Consider the following 21515-nt stretch of genomic DNA (forward strand, 5'->3'; position numbering starts at 1 on the left):
AAGGGGTCGCATTTTCAAGTGAGTCTGAGGCAGAATAAGGCCGGAACCTATGGATCATCTTGCTCCGGCGTGGATAGCGATGGGCGAGTCGCTGCTGATTGGCCTGATCGTCGGGATTGAACGGGAGACCGACCGGAAGGAGCGGCACGCGGGGCTGCGGGACTTCATCGGGATCGGCCTGGCGGGCGGAGTGTGCGGGATTCTGAATATTCCGTGGCTGACGTGTACGGCGCTACTGGCGATTACGGCGCTGGTGGCGATATTCCGGATTCAGACTCCGGGGCGGACGGGGATCACGACAGAGATCGTGGCGGTGGTCACGTTTCTGTTGTGTGTATTGACGTCGACGCCGGGGTTGGGTTGGGGGTCGGCGCTGGCGATTGCGCTGACCGTGATTCTGGCGCTGTTCCTGGATGCGCGGGAGCCGCTGCGGAAGTTCCTGGTGGAGTCGCTGACGGAGGGTGAGTATTTCGACACGCTGCGATTCCTGGCGGTGATTTTCGTGATCCTGCCGGTGCTGCCGGACGGGAGCTATGGCCCCTACCAATTCCTGGAGCCGAGGCGGGTCTGGATTTTCGTGATTCTGGTGTGTTCGATCTCCTACCTTGGCTATTTCCTGCAGAAGTTCCTGGGGGAGGAGCGGGGGTTGCCGCTGACGGCGGTGCTGGGCGGGATTGGATCGACGACGGCGGCGACGACCGCGTTTGCGCGGCAGGCGCATGAGGAACCGGAGCGGGCGCGCAGCCTGGCGATGGCGACGGTACTGGCGAATACGGTGCAGTTTCCCAGGGTAGCGATGCTGCTGTGGCTGGCCGGGGGGCCACTGGCGGCGGCGTGCCTGCCGCTGCTGGGGTTTATGACAGTGGCTGGGGTGGCGGCTACGATCTGGCTGAGGCGGAGCATCCGGGCCGCGGCTGTACAGGCTCCGGAGGCGGTGAAGTTGAGCAACCCGCTGCGGCTGTTGCCGGCGATCCAGTTCGGCGTGCTGTTTGCGCTGGTGCGGTTGGTGGCGCGGGGCATGACGACGGAGTTTGGGACGTCGGGCCTGTTGGCGTCGAGTGCGATTGGCGGCTCAGTCGATGTGGACGCGATCTCCTTCACCTTGGGTGGACTGTTGCGGGACGGGCAGACGGCGGTGTGGCTGGCCGTGGCGGGCATCCTGATCTCCCTGACGGCGAATGCGATTTTCAAGGCGGTGGTGGCCTTTTCGAGTGGAGGCCGGGCGTTTGGGCTGCGAGTGTTGGGCGGCTTCACGGCAATGTACGTGACGGGGGCGGTGGTGTGGCTGGTGCAATGGTGACGGCGGGCTAAACGTTTGGGCGGGTGGGGCCGATCAAAGGGGATAGCGGGCGCAGGATGCGGTCCGCTGAGACGAGCGGCCCAGCCATGTCCACATTCCTCTCCGCCCCTGGCCACGAGTCCGGTTCCCCGCCGGAGACCCTGCGCGCGCCTGGCCTGACCGGGCATGAGGCGGCGTGGCGGCGCTGGCTGCGGCCTTCCCTGTTCGACGTGATCGTGGTGGTGCTGCCGCTGTGGTTCTTCGTGCTGTCGGGCGATGTGGCGTCGTCGCTGTTGTCGGATGGGGATACCGGCTGGCACATCCGCACAGGCGATTGGATGCTGCAGCACAAGCAGTTTGTGCGCGAGGACCTGTTTTCGTTCAGCAAGACGGGACAGCCGTGGTTTGCCTGGGAGTGGCTGACCGATGTGCTGTATTCCGTGATCCACACAGCCGCGGGGCTGAAAGGGATCGTGCTGCTGACGATGGCCCTGGCGTCGCTGTATGTGGCGCTGCTGTTCAGGACCATGGTGCGGCAGGGCGCGAACATCTTCATTGCTTTTCCCCTGGTGATGCTCGGATTTGGGGCGGCGAGCGTCCACCTGCTGGCGCGGCCGCACATCTGGACGATGGTGCTGCTGGCGCTGGCGATGTGGATGATCGAAGCGGACCTGGAAAAGCCGGGCCGGCGGATCTGGCTACTGCTGCCGTTGACCGCGGTCTGGACGAACCTGCACGGGGGCTGGCTGGCGCTGGTGGCGATTCTGGGACTGGTGGCGGTGGCGAAGGCTGGCGAGAGCTGGCTGGGCCGGGCGGAGTGGAAGACAGTGTGGCGGTATGCCGGGCTGGCCGGCGGCTGCCTGGCGGCTTCGCTGCTGAATCCGTACGGCTGGCACCTGCATGTCCACACTTTTGAGTTCCTGACAGAGGGCTGGGCGAAGGAACTGATCAGCGAATACAAGTCGCCGATGTTCCGGACCGAGAACATGGCGATGTTCGAAGTGGTCCTGCTGCTGTCTGTGGTGGCGGTGAGCCAGATGCTGAGGCGCAGGGCGCTGGTGGGGCCGGTGCTGTTGTTGTTCTGGGCTCACGAGAGCCTGCTGTCGGCGCGGCATATCCCCCTGTTTTTGACGGTGGCCTTGCCTTTACTGGCCGGGGAATTGGCACGGCTGTGGCAGGCATGGACGGGCAGCGCGGCTAGGAAATCGATGGCGGGAATTGTGCGGGGGATAGCGGCGGATGCGCAGCCGGCGATTTCGAGGGCGAGCGTCTGGGTGCTGGTGCCGTTTCTGGCGGCGCCGCTGGCTCCGCTGCATTGGCCGGCCGACCTGAGCGCGGAGTCGTTTCCCATCGCGATGGTGGCCAAGCACCGGGAGCTGCTGGCGCACAACCGGGTGTTCGCGTCGGATCAATGGGCGGACTACCTGATCTACCGTGGGGCGGCGGGACAGAAGACCTTCCTGGATGGCCGCAGCGACTTCTTTGGCGAGAAGCTGGCGCGGGACTACTGCAACCTGTTGAACGCTCCGTACGATTGGCGGCAACTGGTTAAGAAGTATGGGTTTACCGCATTTCTAGTGGACCGGCGGAGCCCGCTGGCGAGCGTCCTGGGCGAAGCGGCCGAATGGCGGCTGGCGGACGAGGACGGCAAGGTGCTGCTGTTTCTGCCCAGGAACTAGTCCAGGTCTAATTGTTTCCGCATCCCGCGCCGATCTAAACCTGAGGGACTTCTCAGGTCCCTGCCTCAGGAGGGTCTCGCGGTCACATGGCCACATCCAGCAATCCCTTGGCGGAACAGAGTGCGGCGCTGCCGGTGCGCGGAGACGGGCTGGGCGCGCTGGAACAGGGCAGTCTGTCGCGCTGGCTGCTGCCTTCGCTGTTCGACCTGCTGTTCATCTCGCTGCCGTTCTGGTTCTTCGGGCTGGCGGACGGGGGCACGGGCCTGCTGCTGTTCGACGGGGACACGGGCTGGCATATCCGTACGGGTGACTGGATCCTGCAGCACCGTCAGTTTGTGAGCGGTGACATCTTCTCGTTCACGAAGCCGGGGCAGCCCTGGTTTGCGTGGGAGTGGCTGTCGGACATCCTGTTCTCCCTGATGCACTCGGCGGCGGGCATGAAGGGCGTGCTGCTGTTCGGGATCCTGTGTTCGGCTTTGTTCTGCGGGCTGATCTTCCGCCACATGGTGTGGCGTGGGGCCAATATTTTCATAGCGTTACCGCTGGCGCTGATGGGTTTTGGGTCGGCCACGGTGCATTTGCTGGCGCGGCCGCACCTTTGGACGCTGCTGCTGGTGGCGGCCTGCAGCTGGCTGATCCAGGCTGATTTGCGGAAGCCGACGAAGTGGATCTGGGCGCTTGTGCCGGTGACGGCGGTGTGGACCAACCTGCACGGCGGGTGGCTGTCGCTGATCGCGATCCTGGGGCTGGTGGCGGTGGGGACGGCGGTGGAAGCGTGGTTTGGGACCGCGGAGTGGGGGACGGTAAAACGCTATCTTACGCTGGCCGCGACGTGCCTGGCGGCCTCGCTGCTGAACCCGTATGGGTGGCGGCTGCACGTGCACATGGCGGAATACCTGAGCGTGAGCTGGATCAAGGACATGGTGAGTGAGTTCCAGTCGCCGACCTTCCGGTCAGAGAACATGTCGCAGTTCGAACTGATCCTGCTGGGGTCGCTGATCGGGGCTGGATGGGCCTTACGGCGGAAGCAGTTTGTGGGTCCGCTGCTGATCCTATTCTGGGCGCACTCGTCGCTAGTTTCAGCGCGGCACATTCCGATCTTCGTGGCCCTTGCTTTGCCTTTTTTAGCCGATGAGATCCAGGGAGCCTGGATGTCCTGGACGAGCGGAGCAGGGAAGAAATCGACCTTAGGCATACTGCAGGGTTTGGCGCGCGAGGCGCAGCCGGGCCTGCACCGGACGAGTGTCTGGGCGGTGATCCCCTTTATTTTGATTGCGTTGCCGATTCTGCCGATTCCCTGGCCAACCGATTTTCCGAGTTTCCGGTTCCCGACGAAGATGGCGGCGCGACATGCGGACCTGCTGAAGACGTCGCGGGTGGCGACGGAAGACCAGTGGGCGGACTACCTAATCTACAAGTTTTACCCGCAGCAGAAGGTGTTTTTCGATGGGCGCAGCGATTTCTATGGGGAAGCGCTGACGAAGGAGTATGCCCAGATGATGGCGGGTGAATACCGCTGGAAAGACGTGATGCGGAAGTACGGTTTTACGGCGGCGTTGTTGAAGGTGAAGTCCCCGCTGGCGACGGTGTTGAAGGAGTCGGGTGAGTGGCAGGTGGTGGAGGACGACGGCAAGGCGATCGTGTTCCGGCGGCGTGCGGTGGAAGGTGTTGAAGCGGCTCGGGCGGGTGTCGAAAACACGGATGCGGGGGCTAATGAAAATCCTTGAGACAGCCGAAAGATGCACAGGAGACGTTGATGACCCCCGGCACCGCGATATCCCGGTTGGAGATGGAAGCGCCACTGGCAAATGCGGTGGCAGGCGGCCTGACGGCAGACTGCGAATGGCGGTTGCCATCGGGTGAGGATTTGATCTCCTTTGCGCTGGCCACGGGCTTTGCGGCGGGGCCATTATTGCCCGGCCCGGTGGAGCCCAGGAGAGAGCGGAGTTCCGAGTTGGTAAGGAGCGGCCGTTCCCGGAGGCGCATGTGATGAGTGAGACGGAGGCGGTCAGCGGTACCGACTGCCCGTTGGCGATGCGGAGGCGAGCCGGAAGTGGAGTCCGGCGGGTTCACTCCGCGAGCCTATCGATGGTGCAACGCGGTGATGTGGAGACACGATCCACGGCCCACGGGGCTGGACATCGAAATTGGATGGCAAAGCGCCTTACACCGGCGACGGTAGAGGCCATGGATCAGGAGGCAAGAAAATGGATCGCAGGTTTCTAACAGTACTCGGGGTGAGTCTGGTGTTTGCGCTGGTTGTCAGCAGCATCTTCTACCAGATGACCTCGCGGGCCAACGGCCCGAAGAAGCAGGAGGTAAGCGACCTGCGAGACATGGTAATTGCCGCGCGGCCGCTGCCGGTGGGCCTCACCGTGAAGACGGCGGACGTGAAGGTGATCAAAGTGCCGGTGCAGGCGTTCCCCAAGGGTGCGTTCAGCAAGCCGGAAGACGTCCTGGACCGTCCGGTGGTGTCTTCGATCCTGGCGGAAGAGCCGATCAGTGAAGGCCGCCTGGCGCAGCGCGGCAGCGGAGTGGGCCTGGCGCCGATCATCCCCGTCGGTATGCGAGCCGTGACGGTTCGCGTCAACGATGTGGTGGGCGTAGCGGGCTACGTTTTGCCTGGCATGCGTGTGGACGTGCTGATTACGGGGCATCCCCCGGGGAATCAGACGACGGTGACGAAGACCGTGCTGCAGAACATCCTGGTGCTGTCGTCGGGCCAGATGATGCAGACCGACCAGTCCGGCAAGCCGGTGGACGCGCCGAACGTAACGGTGCTGGTGACGCCGCAGCAGGCTGAGTTGTTGACGCTGGCCGGCAATGAGGGCCGCATCCAACTGGTGCTGCGCAACGGCGGCGACCAGAACATTGAGAAGACGGAAGGGCTGAGTCTTTCGACGCTGTATGGCAGCCATAGCCGGATGACCGGTGGCGGCGGCCAGCGTTCGGACGATCCGGACGGGTTGGTGCAGAGGCCGCGGCGGGCGCGTCCTGCTCCGGTAGCCGTGGCAGCGGCCCCGGCGGCAGCGCCTCCTCCAGCTCCGGTGCCTGACCAGATCATCACCATCCGCGGGATCGACAAGAAGGTCGAGAACGTCGCAAGCAAGAAATCGAACGAAGACGCCGGAAGGAACCAGTAAGCGCCATGCAACGAATCATCAAAATCGCGCTCGGGCTGGCCGTGGGGCTGGCTCTGTTAATGGTATCCGGTGCACAGGCTCTGCACGCGCAGGGTGGGGCGGAAGACATCCGCGTCACGTTGGGCAAGAGCGTGGTCATCGACTACCCGGAGGATGTAAACCGGATCTCGACGTCGAATCCGGAGGTAGTGGACTATGTGCCTGTTTCGACGCGGGAGATCCTGCTGCACGCCAAGGGACTTGGCGCGGCGACGCTGGTGATCTGGGCGAAGTCGGGACAGCGCAACTTCTACAACATCAATGTGGAGCAGAATCTGGATCCGGCGCGCAAGCTGATCCGCGATGCCTTCCCGAAGGAAGACATCCAGGTGGGCAGCGCCCGAGACACGATTTCGATCACGGGCACGGTTTCGAGCCAATTGGTGGTGGAGCGCATTCTGGCGTATCTGACCCCGATGGCGAAGAGCGTCGTGAACAACATGAAGGTGCGCTCGGCTCCGATTGAGAAGCAGGTGCTGCTGCGGGTGAAGTTCGCCGAGCTGAATCGCAACTATACGAATCAGTTTGCGGTGAATCTCACGTCGCTGGGCGCCTTGAACACAGTTGGCAGCGTGGGCACGGGCCAGTTCGGGTCGACCAGACCGGACGCGATCGGTGGTGGTGGGAACACGTTCAGCATTACCGATGCGTTGAACATCTTTGCCTTCCGGCCGGACCTGAACCTGGCCGCGTTTGTGAAGCTGCTGCAACAGCAGGGCATGCTGCAGATCCTGGCGGAGCCGAACCTGATCACGAGCAACAACAAGGAAGCCAGCTTCCTGGTAGGCGGCGAATTCCCGGTTCCGGTGCTGCAGGGCGGCGCCAATTCCGGTGCGGTGACGATTCAGTTCCGTGAATACGGCATCCGGTTGACCTTCAACCCGTCGCTGACCGAGAACGGCACGCTGAAGATGTATGTGAAGCCTGAGGTTTCGACGATTGACCTAGCGAACGCGGTGTCGGTGAGCGGCTTTGTGATTCCCGCTTTGGCTACGCGTCGTGTGGAATCGACGATCGAGCTTGGGCCTGGGCAGAGCTTCATCATTGGCGGACTGGTGGATGACCGTACGAATGAAGTCTTCGCCAAGATGCCGGGCCTGTCCAACATTCCGCTGCTGGGACAACTGTTCAAGAGCCGCAACGAAAACCGCCAGAAGACAGAGTTGATCGTGATGGTGACGCCGGAACTCGTCGAGCCGCAGAGCGCGTCGGATCCGAAGTTGCTGCCGAACCTGCCGGGCGGGTTCCTGAATCCGATGATGCTGCCGAATGGCCAGACGCAGTCGTCGAACGTCGGGTCGGGCGCCAAGATCATCAAGGGTGATCCGGCGCAGATCCATAAGGACGCGATGAAGCGGACTCCTCCAGTCAAGTAGGTCTGAGGCCGAGACGCGTAGATACAGGGGTTCTGGAAATCGAATGAAGGGGCGTGGCACAGTTCGAGAGCCATCCTTGACGACTCTGCTCATAGCAGAGGATCGCGAGATGGCTCGACGCCTTCAGTTGTCGCTGGCCGAATCACGGGTGTTCGAGGTGCTGTCGGAGCTGAAGAGCTATCCGCAGGAGCAAACCCTCGAGATCCGCCTGAGGCAGATTCAACCGGAGGTGGTGTTGCTGGACGTCGCCACAGATCTGCAAGTGGCGCTCCGGCTGATGCGGTTCATCGCCGGCTTTCAACCGACGATCCAGGTGATCGGGGTTCACAACGACAACGATCCGCAAGTGCTGATCCAGAGCCTGCGGGCCGGCGCCTGCGAATTCCTGTACGAACCGTTTGACGTGGCGGCGCAGAAAGAAGCGGCGCTCCGCGTCACGCGCATGCGTGAGCCGGAAGGCCACCCCAGGCAGGATTTCGGGAAGGTGGTGGCCTTCTCGTCGGCGAAACCGGGGTCCGGGGCTTCGACGCTGGCGACACAGACTGCCTTCTGCCTGAAGAGGCTTACTGGAAAGCGAGTGCTGCTGGCGGACTTCGACATCCTGAGCGGATCGATAGCATTTGCCCTGAAGGTGAATCCGACGTATTCGCTGATGGATGCGCTGGAGCGGTCTGAGCAGCTTGATCCGGGTTTGTGGTCCTCGCTGGTCGTGAATGCGGGTGGGCTGGACGTTCTGGCGGCGCCCGACGCGGCGATGTCGGATTCGATTGAATTCAGCCGGCTGCACGACGTGCTGGAGTACGCGCGCATGCTCTACGACTGGGTGGTGGTGGATCTGCCGACGGTATTCCACCGGCTGAGCCTGTTTGTGTTGTCGGAGGCGGACCAGTCCTACCTGGTCTCGACTTCGGAACTGCCCAGCCTGCATCTGGCGCGGCGCGCGGTGGGCATGCTGGGGCAACTGGGCTATGGCAAGGACCGGTTCCAGATGGTGGTCAACCGGGTAAACCGGAAGGCAGACATCTCGACCGCGGACATGGAAAAGATTTTCACGTGTTCAGTATTCGCCTCGTTCCCGAATGATTACTACGCGTTGCACAAGGTGGTCACGAGGGCCGAACCGCTGCCGGCTGATTGCGATCTGGGCCGCAGCATTGAGCAGATTTCGGCGCGAATCGCCGGACTGGGCCAGGGCGACCGGAAGACCGGCTCCGGAATGCTGGAAACCAAGCCGGCGCTTTCAGAGGGTTAATGGCCTCTCAAGTTTTTCGCGTGGGTGGCCGATCAATTAGGAGCAGGCAGCAGACGCTGCCCGGAAAGAATCTTAGAGGACCAGCATGATTCCGACGATGGATCAAAAACCGGCTCAGCCGATCTCCTGGGAACAACGGCTTCTGAAGAATGCCGGAAAGCCCAAGTCGTCGTTGAAACCGGAGTACCAGGAACTCAAGTTCACACTCCATCGCAAGCTGCTGGACAAGATCAATCTGGAAGCGCTGGCCACGATCGACAACCAGCGGGTGCGGGGCGAGGTGCGTTCGGCGCTGATCTCGCTGATCGACAGCGAACCGACGCTGTTGAGCGCGCTGGAGAAGCAGCAGATTTGTGAAGAGGTTCTGGACGAGGTCTTTGGTCTTGGTCCGCTGGAACCGCTGCTGCAGGATCCGACGATCTCGGACATCCTGGTGAACGGCAGCAAACAGGTTTACGTGGAACGGAAGGGCCTGCTGGAACTGACCAGCGTCACATTCCGCGACGACCAGCACCTGTTGCGCATCATCGACAAGATTGTCAGCCAGGTGGGCCGCCGTGTCGACGAATCGACGCCGATGGTGGACGCCCGCCTGCTGGACGGCAGCCGCGTCAACGCGATCATTCCTCCGCTGGCGCTGGACGGGCCACTGATGTCCATCCGCCGATTTTCCCAGGACAAGCTGATGCCGGCTGACCTGGTGGAGAAGAAGGCCCTGACGCGCGGCATGATGGAGTTGCTGGAAGCGGCCGTCAAGGCCCACCTGAACATCATCATCATCGGTGGTACGGGCGCCGGTAAGACGACGCTGTTGAATGCGCTGTCCTTCTTCATCAACCCCAAAGAACGCATTATCACGATTGAGGACGCGGCCGAACTGCAGCTGAAGCAGCCGCACGTGGCACGCCTCGAAACGCGTCCTCCGAACCTGGAAGGCCACGGCGCGGTGCGCCAGCGCGAGCTGTTGATCAACAGTTTGCGTATGCGTCCCGACCGCATTGTGGTGGGCGAAGTCCGCGGACCGGAAGCGCTGGACATGCTGCAGGCGATGAACACGGGTCACGACGGATCGTTGACAACGATCCACGCGAACTCCCCGCGCGACGGTATCAGCCGTCTGGAAGTGATGGTTTCGCTGGCCAACGCGAGCATGCAGCTGCTGTCGATCCGCCAGCAGATTGCCAGCGCGGTGCACGTACTGGTGCAGGCGGCCCGCCTGAGCGACGGTTCGCGCCGCGTGACGAACATTACGGAAGTGACAGGCATGGAAGGCGAGGTCGTGACATTGCAGGACATTTTTGTCTTCGAAAAGCGCGGCCTGTCCCCGGAAGGACGAGTGCTGGGCCGATTCGCGGCGACCGGCATCCGGCCGAAATTCTACGAGAAACTGCTGGCGGCCGGCATCCGCCTGCGGCCTGACTTATTCGACGAAGTAGTGGAGATCTGAGGGTCATGAACTTCATCCTCATCCTCCTGGTTATCTGGGCCGCCGTAGCGGGCGGCTGGTGGATTCTGTCGAACGCGTTCAAGAGCGCCGATGCGGACAAGATCAAGCACCGGCTGCTGGGAACGAACCGGCTGGGCCGCGGCAAGAAGGGCGAGAAGTCGGCCATCCCGCTGATCACCGAGGAAGACAAGATCACCGGCAAGTATGTGCTGCGGGTTTTGCATCGCTATCAGTTGCAGGACCGCCTGAAGACGCTGCTCGACCAGGCCGGACTGAAGTGGAAAGTGGCGCGCCTGGTGCACATGTGCCTGGCGTTGTTCCTGGCCGGATTTGCGGCCGGCTGGCTGTTTCTGCCCGCGCGGTTCCAGTCGCTATCGGTGTTGCCGGCCCTGACGGCGGCCTGCCTGCCGCTCATGTTCGTGTCGCACAAGAAGAAGCAGCGGCTGCACAAGTTTGAAGAGCAGTTCCCGGAGAGCCTGGAATTTGTAGCGCGTTCGATGCGCGCCGGGCATGCGTTCTCGGTATCGCTGGAGATGCTGCACCGTGAGTTCCAGGAGCCGCTGGCGGGTGAGTTCCGGCGCACTTTTGAAGAGCACAACCTGGGGTTGCCGCTGGATGCGGCGCTGCAGAAGCTGGCTGTTCGCGTGCCATCCCTCGACGTGCACTTCTTTGTTTCCGCCGTCCTGCTGCAAAAGCGGACGGGCGGCAACCTGGCCGAGATCCTGGACAAGCTGGCGTATGTGATTCGTGAACGGTTCAAGCTGCGCGGCAAGATCAAGGCGATCAGCGCGCACGGCCGTATGACGGGCATGGCGCTGTCGTCCATCCCCTGCGCGGTGGCGGCGATCATGTTCCTGGTCAATCCCGATTACGTGACCTTTTTCGCCCGCGAGGAGATTGGCAACATGATGGCGCTGGGCGCGGTCGGATTGCAGATTATCGGCTATCTCATCATCAAGAAGATCGTGAATATCGAGGTCTAGTCCATGGCAATGATACTCAGTTTCGTGGTCTTCCTGGGGGTGGCGATTGGTATCGCGCTGCTGGGGATGAAGCTCTGGCTGCGGCCGAAGGAAGCGATTGAGCGTGTGACCGGTGGCGGCGTGAATCCGGAAGAGGAGATGCCTACGCATCCCAGCCTGGTATTCCGCGACATGCTGAACCGGCTGGGCACCGTGCTGCCGGCGTCGCCAAAGGACGTTTCGGTGATGCAGCGGCGCCTGATGCGGGCCGGGATGCGTGGGCCGAATGCGCTGCGGATGCTGTACGGGTCGAAGGTCGTGCTGGGTGTGGCGCTGCCGCTGATCATGACGGCGGTCGTCTGGAATTCATCGGCGGAAGGATTCAACAAAGGCGCCGCGGTGCTGGCTGCCGCCGGGTTGGGCTTCTTCGGGCCGAACGAGTATGTGTCGATCATGTCTCGCCGCCGGCAGAAAGAGATTCGCCGCGGCCTGGCCAATTCGCTTGACCTGATGGTGGTCTGCGTGGAGTCGGGGCTTGGCCTGGACCAGGCGATTCTGCAGGTGGCCAAGGAACTGGAGCATGCGCATCCGGAAATCAGCGAAGAGTTCGCGATGGTGAACCTGGAGCTGAAGGCCGGCAAGCGGCGGCCGGAAGCGCTGAGGAACCTGGCGGAACGAACGGCTGTGGACGATTTAAAGAAGCTGGTTGCCGTACTGATCCAGTCGGACCGCTTCGGTACAGGTGTGGCGCAGAGCTTGCGCGCGCACTCCGATTTTATGCGGGTGCAGGCGCGGCAGATCGCCGAGGAAAAAGCGGCCAAGCTGGGCGTCAAGCTGGTGTTCCCGATCTTCTTCTGTATTTTGCCGTCATTGTTCGTGGTGACGGTTGGACCTGTGGCTGTCAAGATCATGCGGGAATTGGTCCCCATGATGACTGGCGTGTGAGTGGTCTCTCAAAGAGAGAAGCCTCACAAGAGTTCGATTGTTTGTTCGCGGGATAGGGAAAGGAGAAATCTCAAATGGAAACGACTTCACTCGTTCGCGTGGCCTGCGCCGTTCTGGCCGTTGTATTTCTTGGCGTCATCATCATGCGCCGCAAGGGCAAGGAATCCGACGAGTAGGCTTCTGCTCGCGCCCGGACCCCGGAATATCCGGGACTTCGGGAAGAGACTTGAATGTGATCCAGCGGGGCATGGCTCTGGCCGGGAGAGAGCCGGAAGGCCGGAGGCCGGGCCGTGACCGCTGGGTTCGACCGGATGGAATTTGTTTGATTTTTGTTGAGTGAGGGAGAGTACGATGCGTACGTCAAGATGGTGGATCGCGGTAATCGGAATGGTCTTGGCAACGAGCGCCTGGGGCCAGACTTTCGGCAAGGTTGTTGCGCTCGGGGGTGCTTCCGCCGACTTGGCTTTGGATGAGCCTCGCGGCCTGTTGTACGTTGCGAACTTCACTGCGAACCGGGTTGACGTTGTTTCGGCTCAAACTGGCGAATTGACGCGGTCTATCAATGTGGCTTCCCAGCCGAGTTCACTGTCGCTGTCGCCGGACGGCCGCTACCTGGTGGTGGGGCACTATGGCAACTTCACGGCGCCGAACACACCGCGCAATGCGCTGACGGTGATTGAGCTGGATTCACGAGCGAAGCAGACGTTTTCGCTGGCGGATCCGCCTTTTGGCGTCGCTTTCGGGATCGACGGCCAGGCGCTGGTGTTGACGAGTACGCAGTTCATCCTGTTCGATCCGGAGTTAGGCACGATGCGTGTGCTGGACACGGTCGCGGGTGTTACGGCGAAAACACTGCCGCAGCCGCCGGCGAATTATCCGACTGAGATCGTGGGCGCATCCATTCAGGCGTCGGGCGACGGCCTGGTGATCCACGGTGTCACGGACACGATTTTGTTCACTTATGACGTCTCGTCACGGACCGTGAGCTCGGGTGGATATGTGGCCGTACCGCCACTGGGTCCCCGGGCGATTAGCGTTTCCCGGGATGGATCCTATTACGCCGCGGGATGGGCGGTGTTCGACCGGGTGAGCGTGACCAACCAGTTCGGCAATCCAAGAGGCCTGCTCAACATTGGCTCGCATGCCATCGATTCCGATCGCGGCATCATCTATGCTGAAGTGCCCGAAGCCACGGCGACCACAGGTACGGGTACAGGTAGCGGCAATTCCAACAACACTCCGGACACGACCCTGCCGTCGCCCGTGATGACGATTGTCGACGCCGACAACCTGGCGGTGCGCGAGAAGATCAAGCTGCCGGAGCATCTGGCCGGGAAGGGTATCCTCTCTTCCGATGGCTCCACCATGTATGCTCTGTCTCAGAGTGGTGTGATGATCCTGCCGGTGGGCAACCTTGCGGGCAGCCCGCGGGTGGTTGCGGCGCAGCCCGACCTGGTGTTCCGCAACAGCTTCTGCAGCCAGGGCGTGATCACCAAGGAACTCACGATTGTTGATCCCAGCGGCGGACAGACCGACTTCTCGCTGTCGACGACATCTTCGGGCATCAGCATTTCGCCCAGCCGGGGCAAGACCCCGATGACGGTAAAGGTGGCGATCGATCCCAGCGCTTTCCAGAATCAGCGCGGCACGCTGACGGCGACAATCAACGTGAAATCGGCCACTGCTGTAAATATTCCTTCGTCCGTCCGTCTGCTGGTCAATCTGCAGGATCCCGATCAGCGCGGCACGTTCCAGAACGTCCCCGGCAAACTGGTGGACATCCTGGCCGATCCGTTCCGCAACCGCTTCTTTATCCTGCGCCAGGATACAAACCAGGTGCTGGTGTTCGACGGCAGCAACTATACGCAGATTGCTACTCTGCGTACGGGCAACACGCCCACTTCGATGGCGCTGACGTTCGACCGCAAGCTGCTGCTGGTGGGCAACGACAATTCCCAGTACGCGAATGTTTATGACCTGGAGACGCTGGAACAGCAGGCGCCCATCCGCTTCCCGTTCGGGCACTACCCCCGCACGATCGCGGCCTCGGCGAATGCGATTCTCTCGGCGACCCGAGTGGCCGGCCCGAAGAATACGATCGACCGGATCGACCTCTTCAGCCGTACCGCGACGGAATTGCCCACGCTGGGCGTCTATGACAACAACATCGCGCTGAATACGGCACTGGTGGCCTCGGCGAACGGCAGTTCGATCATGGCTGCGATGTCGGACGGCAATGTCCTGCTCTACAATGCCAACTCGGATGCCTTCACGGTGTCCCGGCAGGATTTCACAGCCCTGAGCGGCGCTTTCGCGGCTTCGAGCTTCAATCAGTTCGTCATCGGCACCACCCTCTTCAATGCATCGCTGGTGCCAGTGGCGGAGTTTGATACCGCGGTCGGCAGTTCATCCGGTTTCGTCTTCATTGACCAGACGGGCTACCGGACCGGCGCGGCGGACTCCTCGAGCCCGGGCGTGATCCAGCGCGTGGATCTGTCGAGCGGCATGGGGCGCAACTCCACACGCATGGTGGAAGCACCCATCCTCGGCTCAACCGATGCGGTGTTTACCCGCACGCTGGCGACGCTGCCGGACCGTTCCGCCCTGGTGAACCTGTCGACTTCGGGCTTCACAATTCTGGCCTGGAACTACGACGCGGCCACGGCGATCCCGCAGATTGACCGCGTGGTGAACGCGGCGGACAAGACCAGCGCCGTGGCACCGGGCGGCCTGGTGATCGTGCAGGGCAGCAACCTGAGCCCCACGAACCTGGCGACGAAGGAGATTCCGCTGCCGACGGCATTGGGTGAGAGCTGCCTGACGGTGAACGGCCTGGCCGTCCCGATGCTGATGGTTTCGCCCTCGCAGATCAACGCGCAGCTGCCGTTCCAGGCGGAAGGCAATGTGACGATGGTGCTGCGGACGCCGGGTGGTGTCAGTGACAACTACAACCTGACGGTGCTGCCGACGGCGCCGAGCGTGTTCCGCACGACGCTGGCCGCGGACTACGAAGTGCCCACAGTGGTTCGTTCCTCGAACGGTGAAGTGGTGACCCCCTCGAATCCGATTCGCAGCAACGATGAACTGGTGATCTATCTCACCGGCATGGGCGTGACGAATCCCGAGATTCCGGCAGGTACGCCGGCTCCGGCCGATGCACCGGTCGTGCTGACCGACCCGTCGGTGACGATCAACGGCTACCGGCTGCCGGTGATCACATCGCAACTGGTATCGGGCCAGGTGGGTGTGTACGAGATCAAGGTGACGGTGCCGTTCAAGGTACCCAAGGGCATGAACCAGACCATGCAAATCCAGCAGGGTGGGTATTCCAGCTCAGTCAACGTCCGCGTAATCGACTAGACCGGAGGCAGTGGAGTGGGTTGCCGCTCCACTGCCATTTCGCCAGGACTTCGGCCAGCCTCCACAGCGGGTGAAGGGCCTGGCCCGCATCAACACTAAAACAAGAAAAAAAGCAGGATCGCTATGTTTCGTTCCAGGATCGTTTCCCTGATGATCGCCGCGGGCATGGTTACACTATTGTCGTCAGTGGCATACGGACAACGTTTTGAGGTTGGCGCAGGTGGCGGCGCTTCGCTGTATAACGCCAAGACATTGACAACGACGTCGGGCGATATCAGCGCCAAGTTCAAACCCGGATACAGTTTCAGCGGCTTCGTCGGCCAGATCGGCGGCCGGCTGGGCGGTGAGGTCCGGTATTCGTACATGTCGAATCAGATGGAACTGGCCGGCCTTGGCAAGAGCTACACCATGGGCGGCCGTTCGCAGGCTATTCACTACGACGTGCACATCTACGCGAACAAGAACAAGGAAGCCAAGTTCCGTCCCTACTTCCTGGTGGGCGGCGGCATGAAGCAATTCACCGGCACCGGATCGGCTGTGGCCCTGCAGCCGCTGGGCAACCTGGCCGTGCTGACCAATACCAGCCAGTGGAAGCCGATTGTGACCGCTGGCGGCGGCGTGCGAGTCGCTCTTAGCCCGCACATGCAGTTGCGTGGCGAAGTCCGCGGCTATTTCAACGAGATGCCGACCGACGTCATCACCCCGGTTACCGGCAGCCTCGGCGGGTGGATTTTCAACATCGTGCCCACGGTTTCCATCAGCTACGTCTGGTAGTAGCAGCCCGGAGTCTGCCGGGCAGGCCTGCCGCACAACTTAAGAGACTTCGGCCGGATCGTGTTCCGCACGCGATCCGGCCTTGTCTATTGAGGTAGGCATGGCGGGTAACAGTTGGTGGATCAGGCTGCTGGCGACAGCGGCACAGATTTCTCTCGGGGCGGCTACCTCGCTGGCGGCATCGCAGTATGTTGGCAGCGCGGCGTGCAAAACGTGCCACCCGGGCCTCTCCGTTGATTTCTACCGTAATCCGCATTACAAGACGATTGCGAGCGGTAAGGAGCCGCCTGAGAAGACAGGCTGCGAAGGTTGTCATGGTCCGGGCAGCGAGCATGTGGCGGCGAAGGGCGACAAGTCGAAGATCTCGGCTTTTTCGCTGATGCAGCCCAAGCAGGTGGTGGATACCTGCCTGCAATGCCACGCCGAGAGCCTGGGCCGGGCGAACATCCGGCGGTCGTCCCACACGCAGGCCTCTGTGGCCTGCAATTCGTGTCACTCCATCCATAAATCGAAGACGCAGAAGGCCCTGCTTGCCAAGGAGCAGCGCGAGGTGTGCTATGGCTGCCACGGCAATGTGCGGGCGCAGTTTTCGCAGCCGTTCAAGCATCGCGTCAACGAAGGCTTCATGAACTGTTCGGACTGCCACAATCCGCACGGCGCCAATGCGGCGAGCTGGAGCATGGGTGCCCGGCCGCGCATGGTGGATACAGCCCTGAACAACGAAGAGCCGTGCCTGAAATGTCATACCGACAAGCGCGGGCCGTTCGCCTTCGAGCACCCGGCGGTGCGGGTGGATGGCTGCTCCTCCTGCCACGTACCTCACGGCACTGCCAACGCCAGGATGTTGAAACGGCCCGTGGTGTTCACTGTGTGCCTGGAATGCCATAACGGCGCGGGTACGTTCGGGCGTGATGCCGATGGCATACAGCTGACTCCGCCGACGCACAACATGGCTGATCCACGATTCCGGAACTGTACACTCTGCCACATTCGAATCCACGGCTCGAACGCCGACCAGAGGTTCCTGCGATGAGAATCCGGCTGCTGGGCATACTTCTGGGTTGCGGCTTCCTGGTGTGGGGGCAACCGCCAGCGGCTCCCACCGATGAGAAGGTGGGCGAGGCGCGCGGCGAAAACATCGGGAACTATAACCTGCTGCAGTCCTGGGAAGTGGGCTACCGGTTTCGCGAAGTGGACGGGAACCTCGGCAAGTACCGCAGCGATGTGAACTATGGCAACGGCATCCGGCTGCTGGGCAGCAGGCTAGCTGTGCGCTCGCGGGACGGGCACGGCAGCTGGATGGATGAGCTGGTGCTGTCGACGCAGGGGTTGGGTAACGATCCCTACCAGTTTGCGAATCTACGCATCGCGAAGAACGGGCTGTACCGTTACGACCTGGTGTGGCGCTCCAGCGAGTATTTCAATCCGGCGCTCGCCATCGCCAACGGCTTGCATGCCACCAACACCAACCGGCAGATGCAGGATCACGATTTCACGCTGTTTCCGCAGGGGCGCGTGCGGTTCTTCCTGGGGTTCAGCCGGAATGTGCAGGAAGGGTCCGCACTGACAACTGTGAACGTATTTGACGTGCGCGGCGATGAGTTTCCGCTGTTCGCCGATGTCCACAGGCGGCAGAACGAGGTCCGTTTCGGCAATGAGTTGAAGGTGCTGGGCGTCAAGGTGAACTGGATGCAGTCGTGGGAGTTTTACCGGGAAGAGATGCCGGCTGCCCTGGCTGGCGCCTCCGCCGGCAACAACACCACGGACCGGACGACGCTGAGCGGCTTCCTGCGCGACAGTCCCTACAAGGGGAACACGCCTTCGTTCCGGCTGAACCTGTTTCGCGAGAAGGGGGAGCACTGGGCAGTGAACGGGCGCTTCTCCTGGTCGGCGGGCAGCCGCAATTTCACCTTCGATGAGACGGCCCTGGGTACCGACCGGTTCGGCGGGGCGCGCAACCGGCAGGTGCTGGTCAGCGGCAATGCACGGCGGCCTGTAGCCACCGGCAACCTGACCCTCAGCCTGTTTCCCACGGCCAAGTTGACGATCACGAACCATACCGGCTTCCACTCCACCCGGATGGAGGGCGACTCGTCCTATGTCGAGCTCGAGAACGCCTCCCTCACTACGGCCTACGTCAACTTCGACTATCTGGGCATTCGCAATATCACCAACGCCACCGACGCCCAGTATCAAGCCAAACCCTGGATCACCATCCGTGGGGGGTATCAGTATTCCAACCGCCAGATCCGCAGTGTGGAGCAGGTGACCGTGGAGAACTTCCCGTTCTCGGTGCGGACGGAGCAGACGAACAAGCTGAACGCGGGCGTGGCCGGCATCCGACTGAAGCCGTGGAAGCCGTTCACCGTGTCGGTGGATGGCGAACTGGGCAGGCAGGACCGGCCGTTCTTCCCGACGTCCGAGAAGAACTACCACGCCGTCTCGGCGCGCGCCTCCTACCGCCAGGGGCCGTGGACGCTCTCGGCCCTGGCGAAGTCGTATACGAACAACAACTCCACATCGCTGTTCGCGCACAGCGCCCGGGTGCGGCAGTATTCGTTCGACGGTTCGTGGATGCCGCGCGACTGGTTCTCGCTGGATGCGGGCTACTCGAAGATCCACTCGTACACCGCGACGGGTTTGGCCTACTTCCTGGCTTCGGCCCAGATCAATGGCGACCAGTCGCTATTCCTCAGCAATCTGCATACCGGCCACCTGGGGGCGCACTTTTCGATCAAGGGCCGGGTGGATCTCTACGCCGGGCTCAGCCTGACACGGGACGCCGGCGGCTCGCCGCAGGGTGGCTCGACCCTGGCGCTGCTGCGCTCCGTTCAGACGTTCCCGATGGGGTTTGACGCGCCGCTGGCACGCATCTCAGTAAAGATTCTGCCCAAGCTTCGGTGGAACGCCGGGTATCAGTATTACCGCTATCGCGAAGATCTCCTGCCGTTGCAGAATTACCGCGCAAACACAGGCTACACCAGCGTATTATGGACTTTCTAGCTGATGTGGCTGGGTTTGGCGTATGGGGAACATTGGGCTTCTCGCGACATTTGGGCTGCTGATGGGGGCAATCTGGATCGGCATGAGCCGGTTCAGCATGCGCCTGGAAAATAGCTGGCCGCTGCTGTTCTATCTTGTGCTCGTGACGTACCTGAATTCCTATGATCAGGTACTGAATCCCTACGTCGTGTACGTGGCCGTAATCTGCGCGCTCTTCATCCGCTTCGAGTTCATGAACGAGCGGGTGGTGTTCTTCGTGCGCGTGCTGGAAGTGGCCACGCTGGCCCACATCGGCTTCCGCCTGCTCACCACACTGCTCAAGGCTTTCTAACGAGCCTATTTTTCGACGGGCAGGGAACGCTCGGTCCAACCGCGCCAGCCGCCATCCATGGAGATGCAATCGGTGTAGCCCATCTTCTGTAAGTTGTCGGCGGCCAGGGCGCTACGGTAGCCGCCGCCGCAGTAAAGCACCAGCTTCGTTCCGGCGTCGGGGACCTGGGCCTCGATGTCGCGTTCGATGATGCCCTTGCTCAGGTGAATCGCTCCGGGAATGTGCCCGGCGGCCCATTCGCTCTGCTCGCGTGTATCGATGAGGATATGCGGAGTGCCCGCCTGCTGCATCTCGAGGTAGGCCGGGATGTCGATCTCCCGGACACGCGTTTTGGCATCATTCACGATGGCGAGGAATCCAGTGGCATGCTTCATGACTCCCCGATTCTACCCGATTGCCTCGCGCACCCGCCCGCCGCTGGCCTTGAGTTTCTCAGCCGCCTGTTCGCGCGAGAGGCCGAGCTTGCCCATGACAATCGCCAGGCGCACGTCGCGGCCCGAGGCTGACAGGGCGGCGGCGGCGGCTGCGCGGTCGAGCCCGCTGATGGCCATCACGATCCGAATGGCACGGTCCTGCAGTTTCTCGTTGGTCGGCTGGACGTTCACCATCAGATTGGAGTAGACATAGCCGAGCTTCACCATGGCTCCCGTCGACAGCATGTTGAGGACGAGTTTGGTGGCCGTGCCCGCCTTCAACCGGGTGGAGCCAGTGACGACTTCGGGGCCGGAGAGCACCTCGATGGGGATTTGCGCAGCCCGCCCGATGGCCGAGTCCGGCGAACAGGCGATGGCGATCGTCACTGCGCCTAGTTCGTTGGCGAGGGCCATGCCGCCCAGCACGTAAGGGGTACGGCCGCTGGCGGCGATCCCCACCAGGACGTCGGCTTTTGTGAAGCCATGCGCCTGCAAATCGGCGCGGCCCGCGACGGCGGAATCCTCGCTGCCTTCCACAGCATTGCGCAGCGCGGTGTCGCCGCCGGCGATCAATCCGACGACGAGCCCCGCGGGTACATTGAAGGTGGGCGGGCACTCGGAAGCATCGAGGACGCCCAACCGGCCGCTGGTGCCGGCGCCGGTGTAGAAGAGCCGTCCGCCGGCCCGGATCGCGTCCGCAATGGCATCGACGGCCTGTGCGATGCGGGGCAATTCCTGTTCTACCGCCAGGGCGACCCGTTGGTCTTCGCGGTTGAAGACCGCCAGCATCTCGGCGGTAGGCAGCGTGTCGAGGCCGGCCGAGGCGGCGTTGATCTGCTCCGTCATCAGATGGCCGAGGTCGAGACCGGGCTGGGGCGGATTGGACATGGAGAACTCCTGGGAACTATAGACGCGAAAAAAGGGCGTACAGAACCTGAACGGTCCTGCACGCCCTTCTGTTCTTCACTGAGACGGCCCGCTGCGCCGGTTAGACGCTGAAGCTGGAGCCGCAGCCACAGGTGGACTTCACCTGCGGGTTGTTGAACTTAAAGCCCGAACCTTCCAGGCTCTCGACGTAGTCGACTTCGGCGCCGTCCAGGTAGAGCATGCTGGCCTGGTCGACGAACACCTTGAGTTCGCCGTACTTGTAAGTCTTGTCGAGCATGCCGGGGGCGTTCTCGAAGGCCATGGAGTAGCTGAAGCCCGAGCAACCGCCGCCGACCACCGAGATGCGCAGCCCTTCGGGTTTCGGTTCCTGTGCGTCGAGGATTTCCTTCACCTTACCGACTGCTGTCTGGGTCAATGTAATCATTGCGTTAGTCGACCTCCTACTGTTTAGTCCGGAATCCACATGATAGCACGGGATCCGGTTGACATTTTCATTATAGAAGATGCGGCGTGCAAGCCAAAGGGTGCGTGGATCTGCTATGGTAGACACATCCTGATTCCGCCGGCATCGATGAGAGCGCCGAAGTGACTCAAACGTAACGGAATCAATTGAAACCGGACTCG

17 protein-coding genes are annotated in these 21515 nt (G+C 62.1%); 14 read left to right on the forward strand and 3 right to left on the reverse strand.

Going from position 1 to position 21515, the window contains the following annotated elements; genetic code table 11:
* Positions 1–49 precede the first annotated feature (49 nt).
* The 14 genes from ACR9Y2_RS31225 to ACR9Y2_RS31290 all read left to right on the forward strand — a co-directional run bounded on the left by ACR9Y2_RS31225 (position 50) and on the right by ACR9Y2_RS31290 (position 19590).
* Positions 50–1300 carry an MgtC/SapB family protein gene (locus ACR9Y2_RS31225; protein ID WP_435045798.1) on the forward strand — a complete coding sequence of 417 codons (1251 nt, stop codon included), beginning with the start codon at positions 50–52 and terminating at the stop codon, positions 1298–1300.
* 86 nt (positions 1301–1386) lie between these two features.
* A complete protein-coding gene (locus ACR9Y2_RS31230) occupies positions 1387–2958 on the forward strand; it encodes a hypothetical protein (RefSeq protein ID WP_435045799.1) in 1572 nt (523 codons plus the stop codon).
* An 86-nt stretch (positions 2959–3044) separates the two neighbouring features.
* On the forward strand, positions 3045–4685 hold the full coding sequence (locus ACR9Y2_RS31235; RefSeq protein ID WP_435045800.1) for a hypothetical protein: 1641 nt from the start codon (positions 3045–3047) through the stop codon (positions 4683–4685).
* A gap of 480 nt (positions 4686–5165) precedes the next feature.
* Positions 5166–6101 (forward strand): Flp pilus assembly protein CpaB, encoded by a 936-nt coding sequence (cpaB, locus tag ACR9Y2_RS31240; RefSeq protein WP_435045801.1) that lies wholly within the window; start codon positions 5166–5168, stop codon positions 6099–6101.
* 5 nt (positions 6102–6106) lie between these two features.
* Positions 6107–7516 (forward strand): type II and III secretion system protein family protein, encoded by a 1410-nt coding sequence (locus tag ACR9Y2_RS31245; RefSeq protein WP_435045802.1) that lies wholly within the window; start codon positions 6107–6109, stop codon positions 7514–7516.
* Positions 7517–7625: 109 nt separating this feature from the next.
* On the forward strand, positions 7626–8768 hold the full coding sequence (locus ACR9Y2_RS31250) for an AAA family ATPase (protein WP_435045803.1): 1143 nt from the start codon (positions 7626–7628) through the stop codon (positions 8766–8768).
* A 97-nt stretch (positions 8769–8865) separates the two neighbouring features.
* Entirely contained in the window at positions 8866–10215 is a 1350-nt protein-coding gene (locus ACR9Y2_RS31255) for a CpaF family protein (protein ID WP_435045804.1), read from the forward strand.
* A gap of 5 nt (positions 10216–10220) precedes the next feature.
* A complete protein-coding gene (locus tag ACR9Y2_RS31260; RefSeq protein ID WP_435045805.1) occupies positions 10221–11198 on the forward strand; it encodes a type II secretion system F family protein in 978 nt (325 codons plus the stop codon).
* A 3-nt stretch (positions 11199–11201) separates the two neighbouring features.
* The gene (locus ACR9Y2_RS31265; RefSeq protein ID WP_435045806.1) at positions 11202–12122 is read left to right on the forward strand and encodes a type II secretion system F family protein; all 921 of its coding nucleotides are present in this window, start codon (positions 11202–11204) and stop codon (positions 12120–12122) included.
* 351 nt (positions 12123–12473) lie between these two features.
* Entirely contained in the window at positions 12474–15482 is a 3009-nt protein-coding gene (locus tag ACR9Y2_RS31270) for a hypothetical protein (protein WP_435045807.1), read from the forward strand.
* 123 nt (positions 15483–15605) lie between these two features.
* Positions 15606–16256: an outer membrane beta-barrel protein gene (locus ACR9Y2_RS31275; RefSeq protein WP_435045808.1), complete on the forward strand. Its 651-nt coding sequence runs from the start codon at positions 15606–15608 to the stop codon at positions 16254–16256.
* A 100-nt stretch (positions 16257–16356) separates the two neighbouring features.
* Positions 16357–17289 carry a DmsE family decaheme c-type cytochrome gene (locus ACR9Y2_RS31280; protein WP_435045809.1) on the forward strand — a complete coding sequence of 311 codons (933 nt, stop codon included), beginning with the start codon at positions 16357–16359 and terminating at the stop codon, positions 17287–17289.
* Positions 17286–19259 carry a hypothetical protein gene (locus tag ACR9Y2_RS31285; RefSeq protein WP_435045810.1) on the forward strand — a complete coding sequence of 658 codons (1974 nt, stop codon included), beginning with the start codon at positions 17286–17288 and terminating at the stop codon, positions 19257–19259. The genes ACR9Y2_RS31280 and ACR9Y2_RS31285 overlap by 4 nt, the downstream gene beginning before the upstream one ends.
* Positions 19260–19281: 22 nt before the next feature.
* Positions 19282–19590 carry a hypothetical protein gene (locus tag ACR9Y2_RS31290; RefSeq protein WP_435045811.1) on the forward strand — a complete coding sequence of 103 codons (309 nt, stop codon included), beginning with the start codon at positions 19282–19284 and terminating at the stop codon, positions 19588–19590.
* 5 nt (positions 19591–19595) lie between these two features.
* Here the strand turns inward: ACR9Y2_RS31290 and ACR9Y2_RS31295 are convergent, their stop codons facing one another.
* The 3 genes from ACR9Y2_RS31295 to ACR9Y2_RS31305 form a co-directional block, all read right to left on the reverse strand.
* Entirely contained in the window at positions 19596–19964 is a 369-nt protein-coding gene (locus tag ACR9Y2_RS31295) for a rhodanese-like domain-containing protein (RefSeq protein ID WP_435045812.1), read from the reverse strand.
* Between the two features lie 12 nt (positions 19965–19976).
* Complete coding sequence (gene murQ, locus ACR9Y2_RS31300; RefSeq protein ID WP_435045813.1) at positions 19977–20891, reverse strand: N-acetylmuramic acid 6-phosphate etherase; 915 nt, start codon at positions 20889–20891, stop codon at positions 19977–19979.
* 100 nt (positions 20892–20991) lie between these two features.
* Positions 20992–21315: a HesB/IscA family protein gene (locus tag ACR9Y2_RS31305; protein WP_435045814.1), complete on the reverse strand. Its 324-nt coding sequence runs from the start codon at positions 21313–21315 to the stop codon at positions 20992–20994.
* Positions 21316–21515 lie beyond the last annotated feature (200 nt).

The sequence above is a fragment of the Paludibaculum fermentans genome (assembly GCF_051172195.1).
Lineage (GTDB): Bacteria > Acidobacteriota > Terriglobia > Bryobacterales > Bryobacteraceae > Paludibaculum > Paludibaculum fermentans_A.

What these genes read in the sequence shown, in the direction of transcription:
- ACR9Y2_RS31225 (WP_435045798.1), top strand. Translation starts at nt 50, where the DNA reads ATGGATCATCTTGCTCCGGCGTGGATAGCGATGGGCGAGTCGCTGCTG.
- ACR9Y2_RS31230 (WP_435045799.1), top strand. Translation starts at nt 1,387, where the DNA reads ATGTCCACATTCCTCTCCGCCCCTGGCCACGAGTCCGGTTCCCCGCCG.
- ACR9Y2_RS31235 (WP_435045800.1), top strand. Translation starts at nt 3,045, where the DNA reads ATGGCCACATCCAGCAATCCCTTGGCGGAACAGAGTGCGGCGCTGCCG.
- cpaB (WP_435045801.1), top strand. Translation starts at nt 5,166, where the DNA reads ATGGATCGCAGGTTTCTAACAGTACTCGGGGTGAGTCTGGTGTTTGCG.
- ACR9Y2_RS31245 (WP_435045802.1), top strand. Translation starts at nt 6,107, where the DNA reads ATGCAACGAATCATCAAAATCGCGCTCGGGCTGGCCGTGGGGCTGGCT.
- ACR9Y2_RS31250 (WP_435045803.1), top strand. Translation starts at nt 7,626, where the DNA reads ATGGCTCGACGCCTTCAGTTGTCGCTGGCCGAATCACGGGTGTTCGAG.
- ACR9Y2_RS31255 (WP_435045804.1), top strand. Translation starts at nt 8,866, where the DNA reads ATGGATCAAAAACCGGCTCAGCCGATCTCCTGGGAACAACGGCTTCTG.
- ACR9Y2_RS31260 (WP_435045805.1), top strand. Translation starts at nt 10,221, where the DNA reads ATGAACTTCATCCTCATCCTCCTGGTTATCTGGGCCGCCGTAGCGGGC.
- ACR9Y2_RS31265 (WP_435045806.1), top strand. Translation starts at nt 11,202, where the DNA reads ATGGCAATGATACTCAGTTTCGTGGTCTTCCTGGGGGTGGCGATTGGT.
- ACR9Y2_RS31270 (WP_435045807.1), top strand. Translation starts at nt 12,474, where the DNA reads ATGCGTACGTCAAGATGGTGGATCGCGGTAATCGGAATGGTCTTGGCA.
- ACR9Y2_RS31275 (WP_435045808.1), top strand. Translation starts at nt 15,606, where the DNA reads ATGTTTCGTTCCAGGATCGTTTCCCTGATGATCGCCGCGGGCATGGTT.
- ACR9Y2_RS31280 (WP_435045809.1), top strand. Translation starts at nt 16,357, where the DNA reads ATGGCGGGTAACAGTTGGTGGATCAGGCTGCTGGCGACAGCGGCACAG.
- ACR9Y2_RS31285 (WP_435045810.1), top strand. Translation starts at nt 17,286, where the DNA reads ATGAGAATCCGGCTGCTGGGCATACTTCTGGGTTGCGGCTTCCTGGTG.
- ACR9Y2_RS31290 (WP_435045811.1), top strand. Translation starts at nt 19,282, where the DNA reads ATGGGGAACATTGGGCTTCTCGCGACATTTGGGCTGCTGATGGGGGCA.
- ACR9Y2_RS31295 (WP_435045812.1), bottom strand. Translation starts at nt 19,964, where the DNA reads ATGAAGCATGCCACTGGATTCCTCGCCATCGTGAATGATGCCAAAACG.
- murQ (WP_435045813.1), bottom strand. Translation starts at nt 20,891, where the DNA reads ATGTCCAATCCGCCCCAGCCCGGTCTCGACCTCGGCCATCTGATGACG.
- ACR9Y2_RS31305 (WP_435045814.1), bottom strand. Translation starts at nt 21,315, where the DNA reads ATGATTACATTGACCCAGACAGCAGTCGGTAAGGTGAAGGAAATCCTC.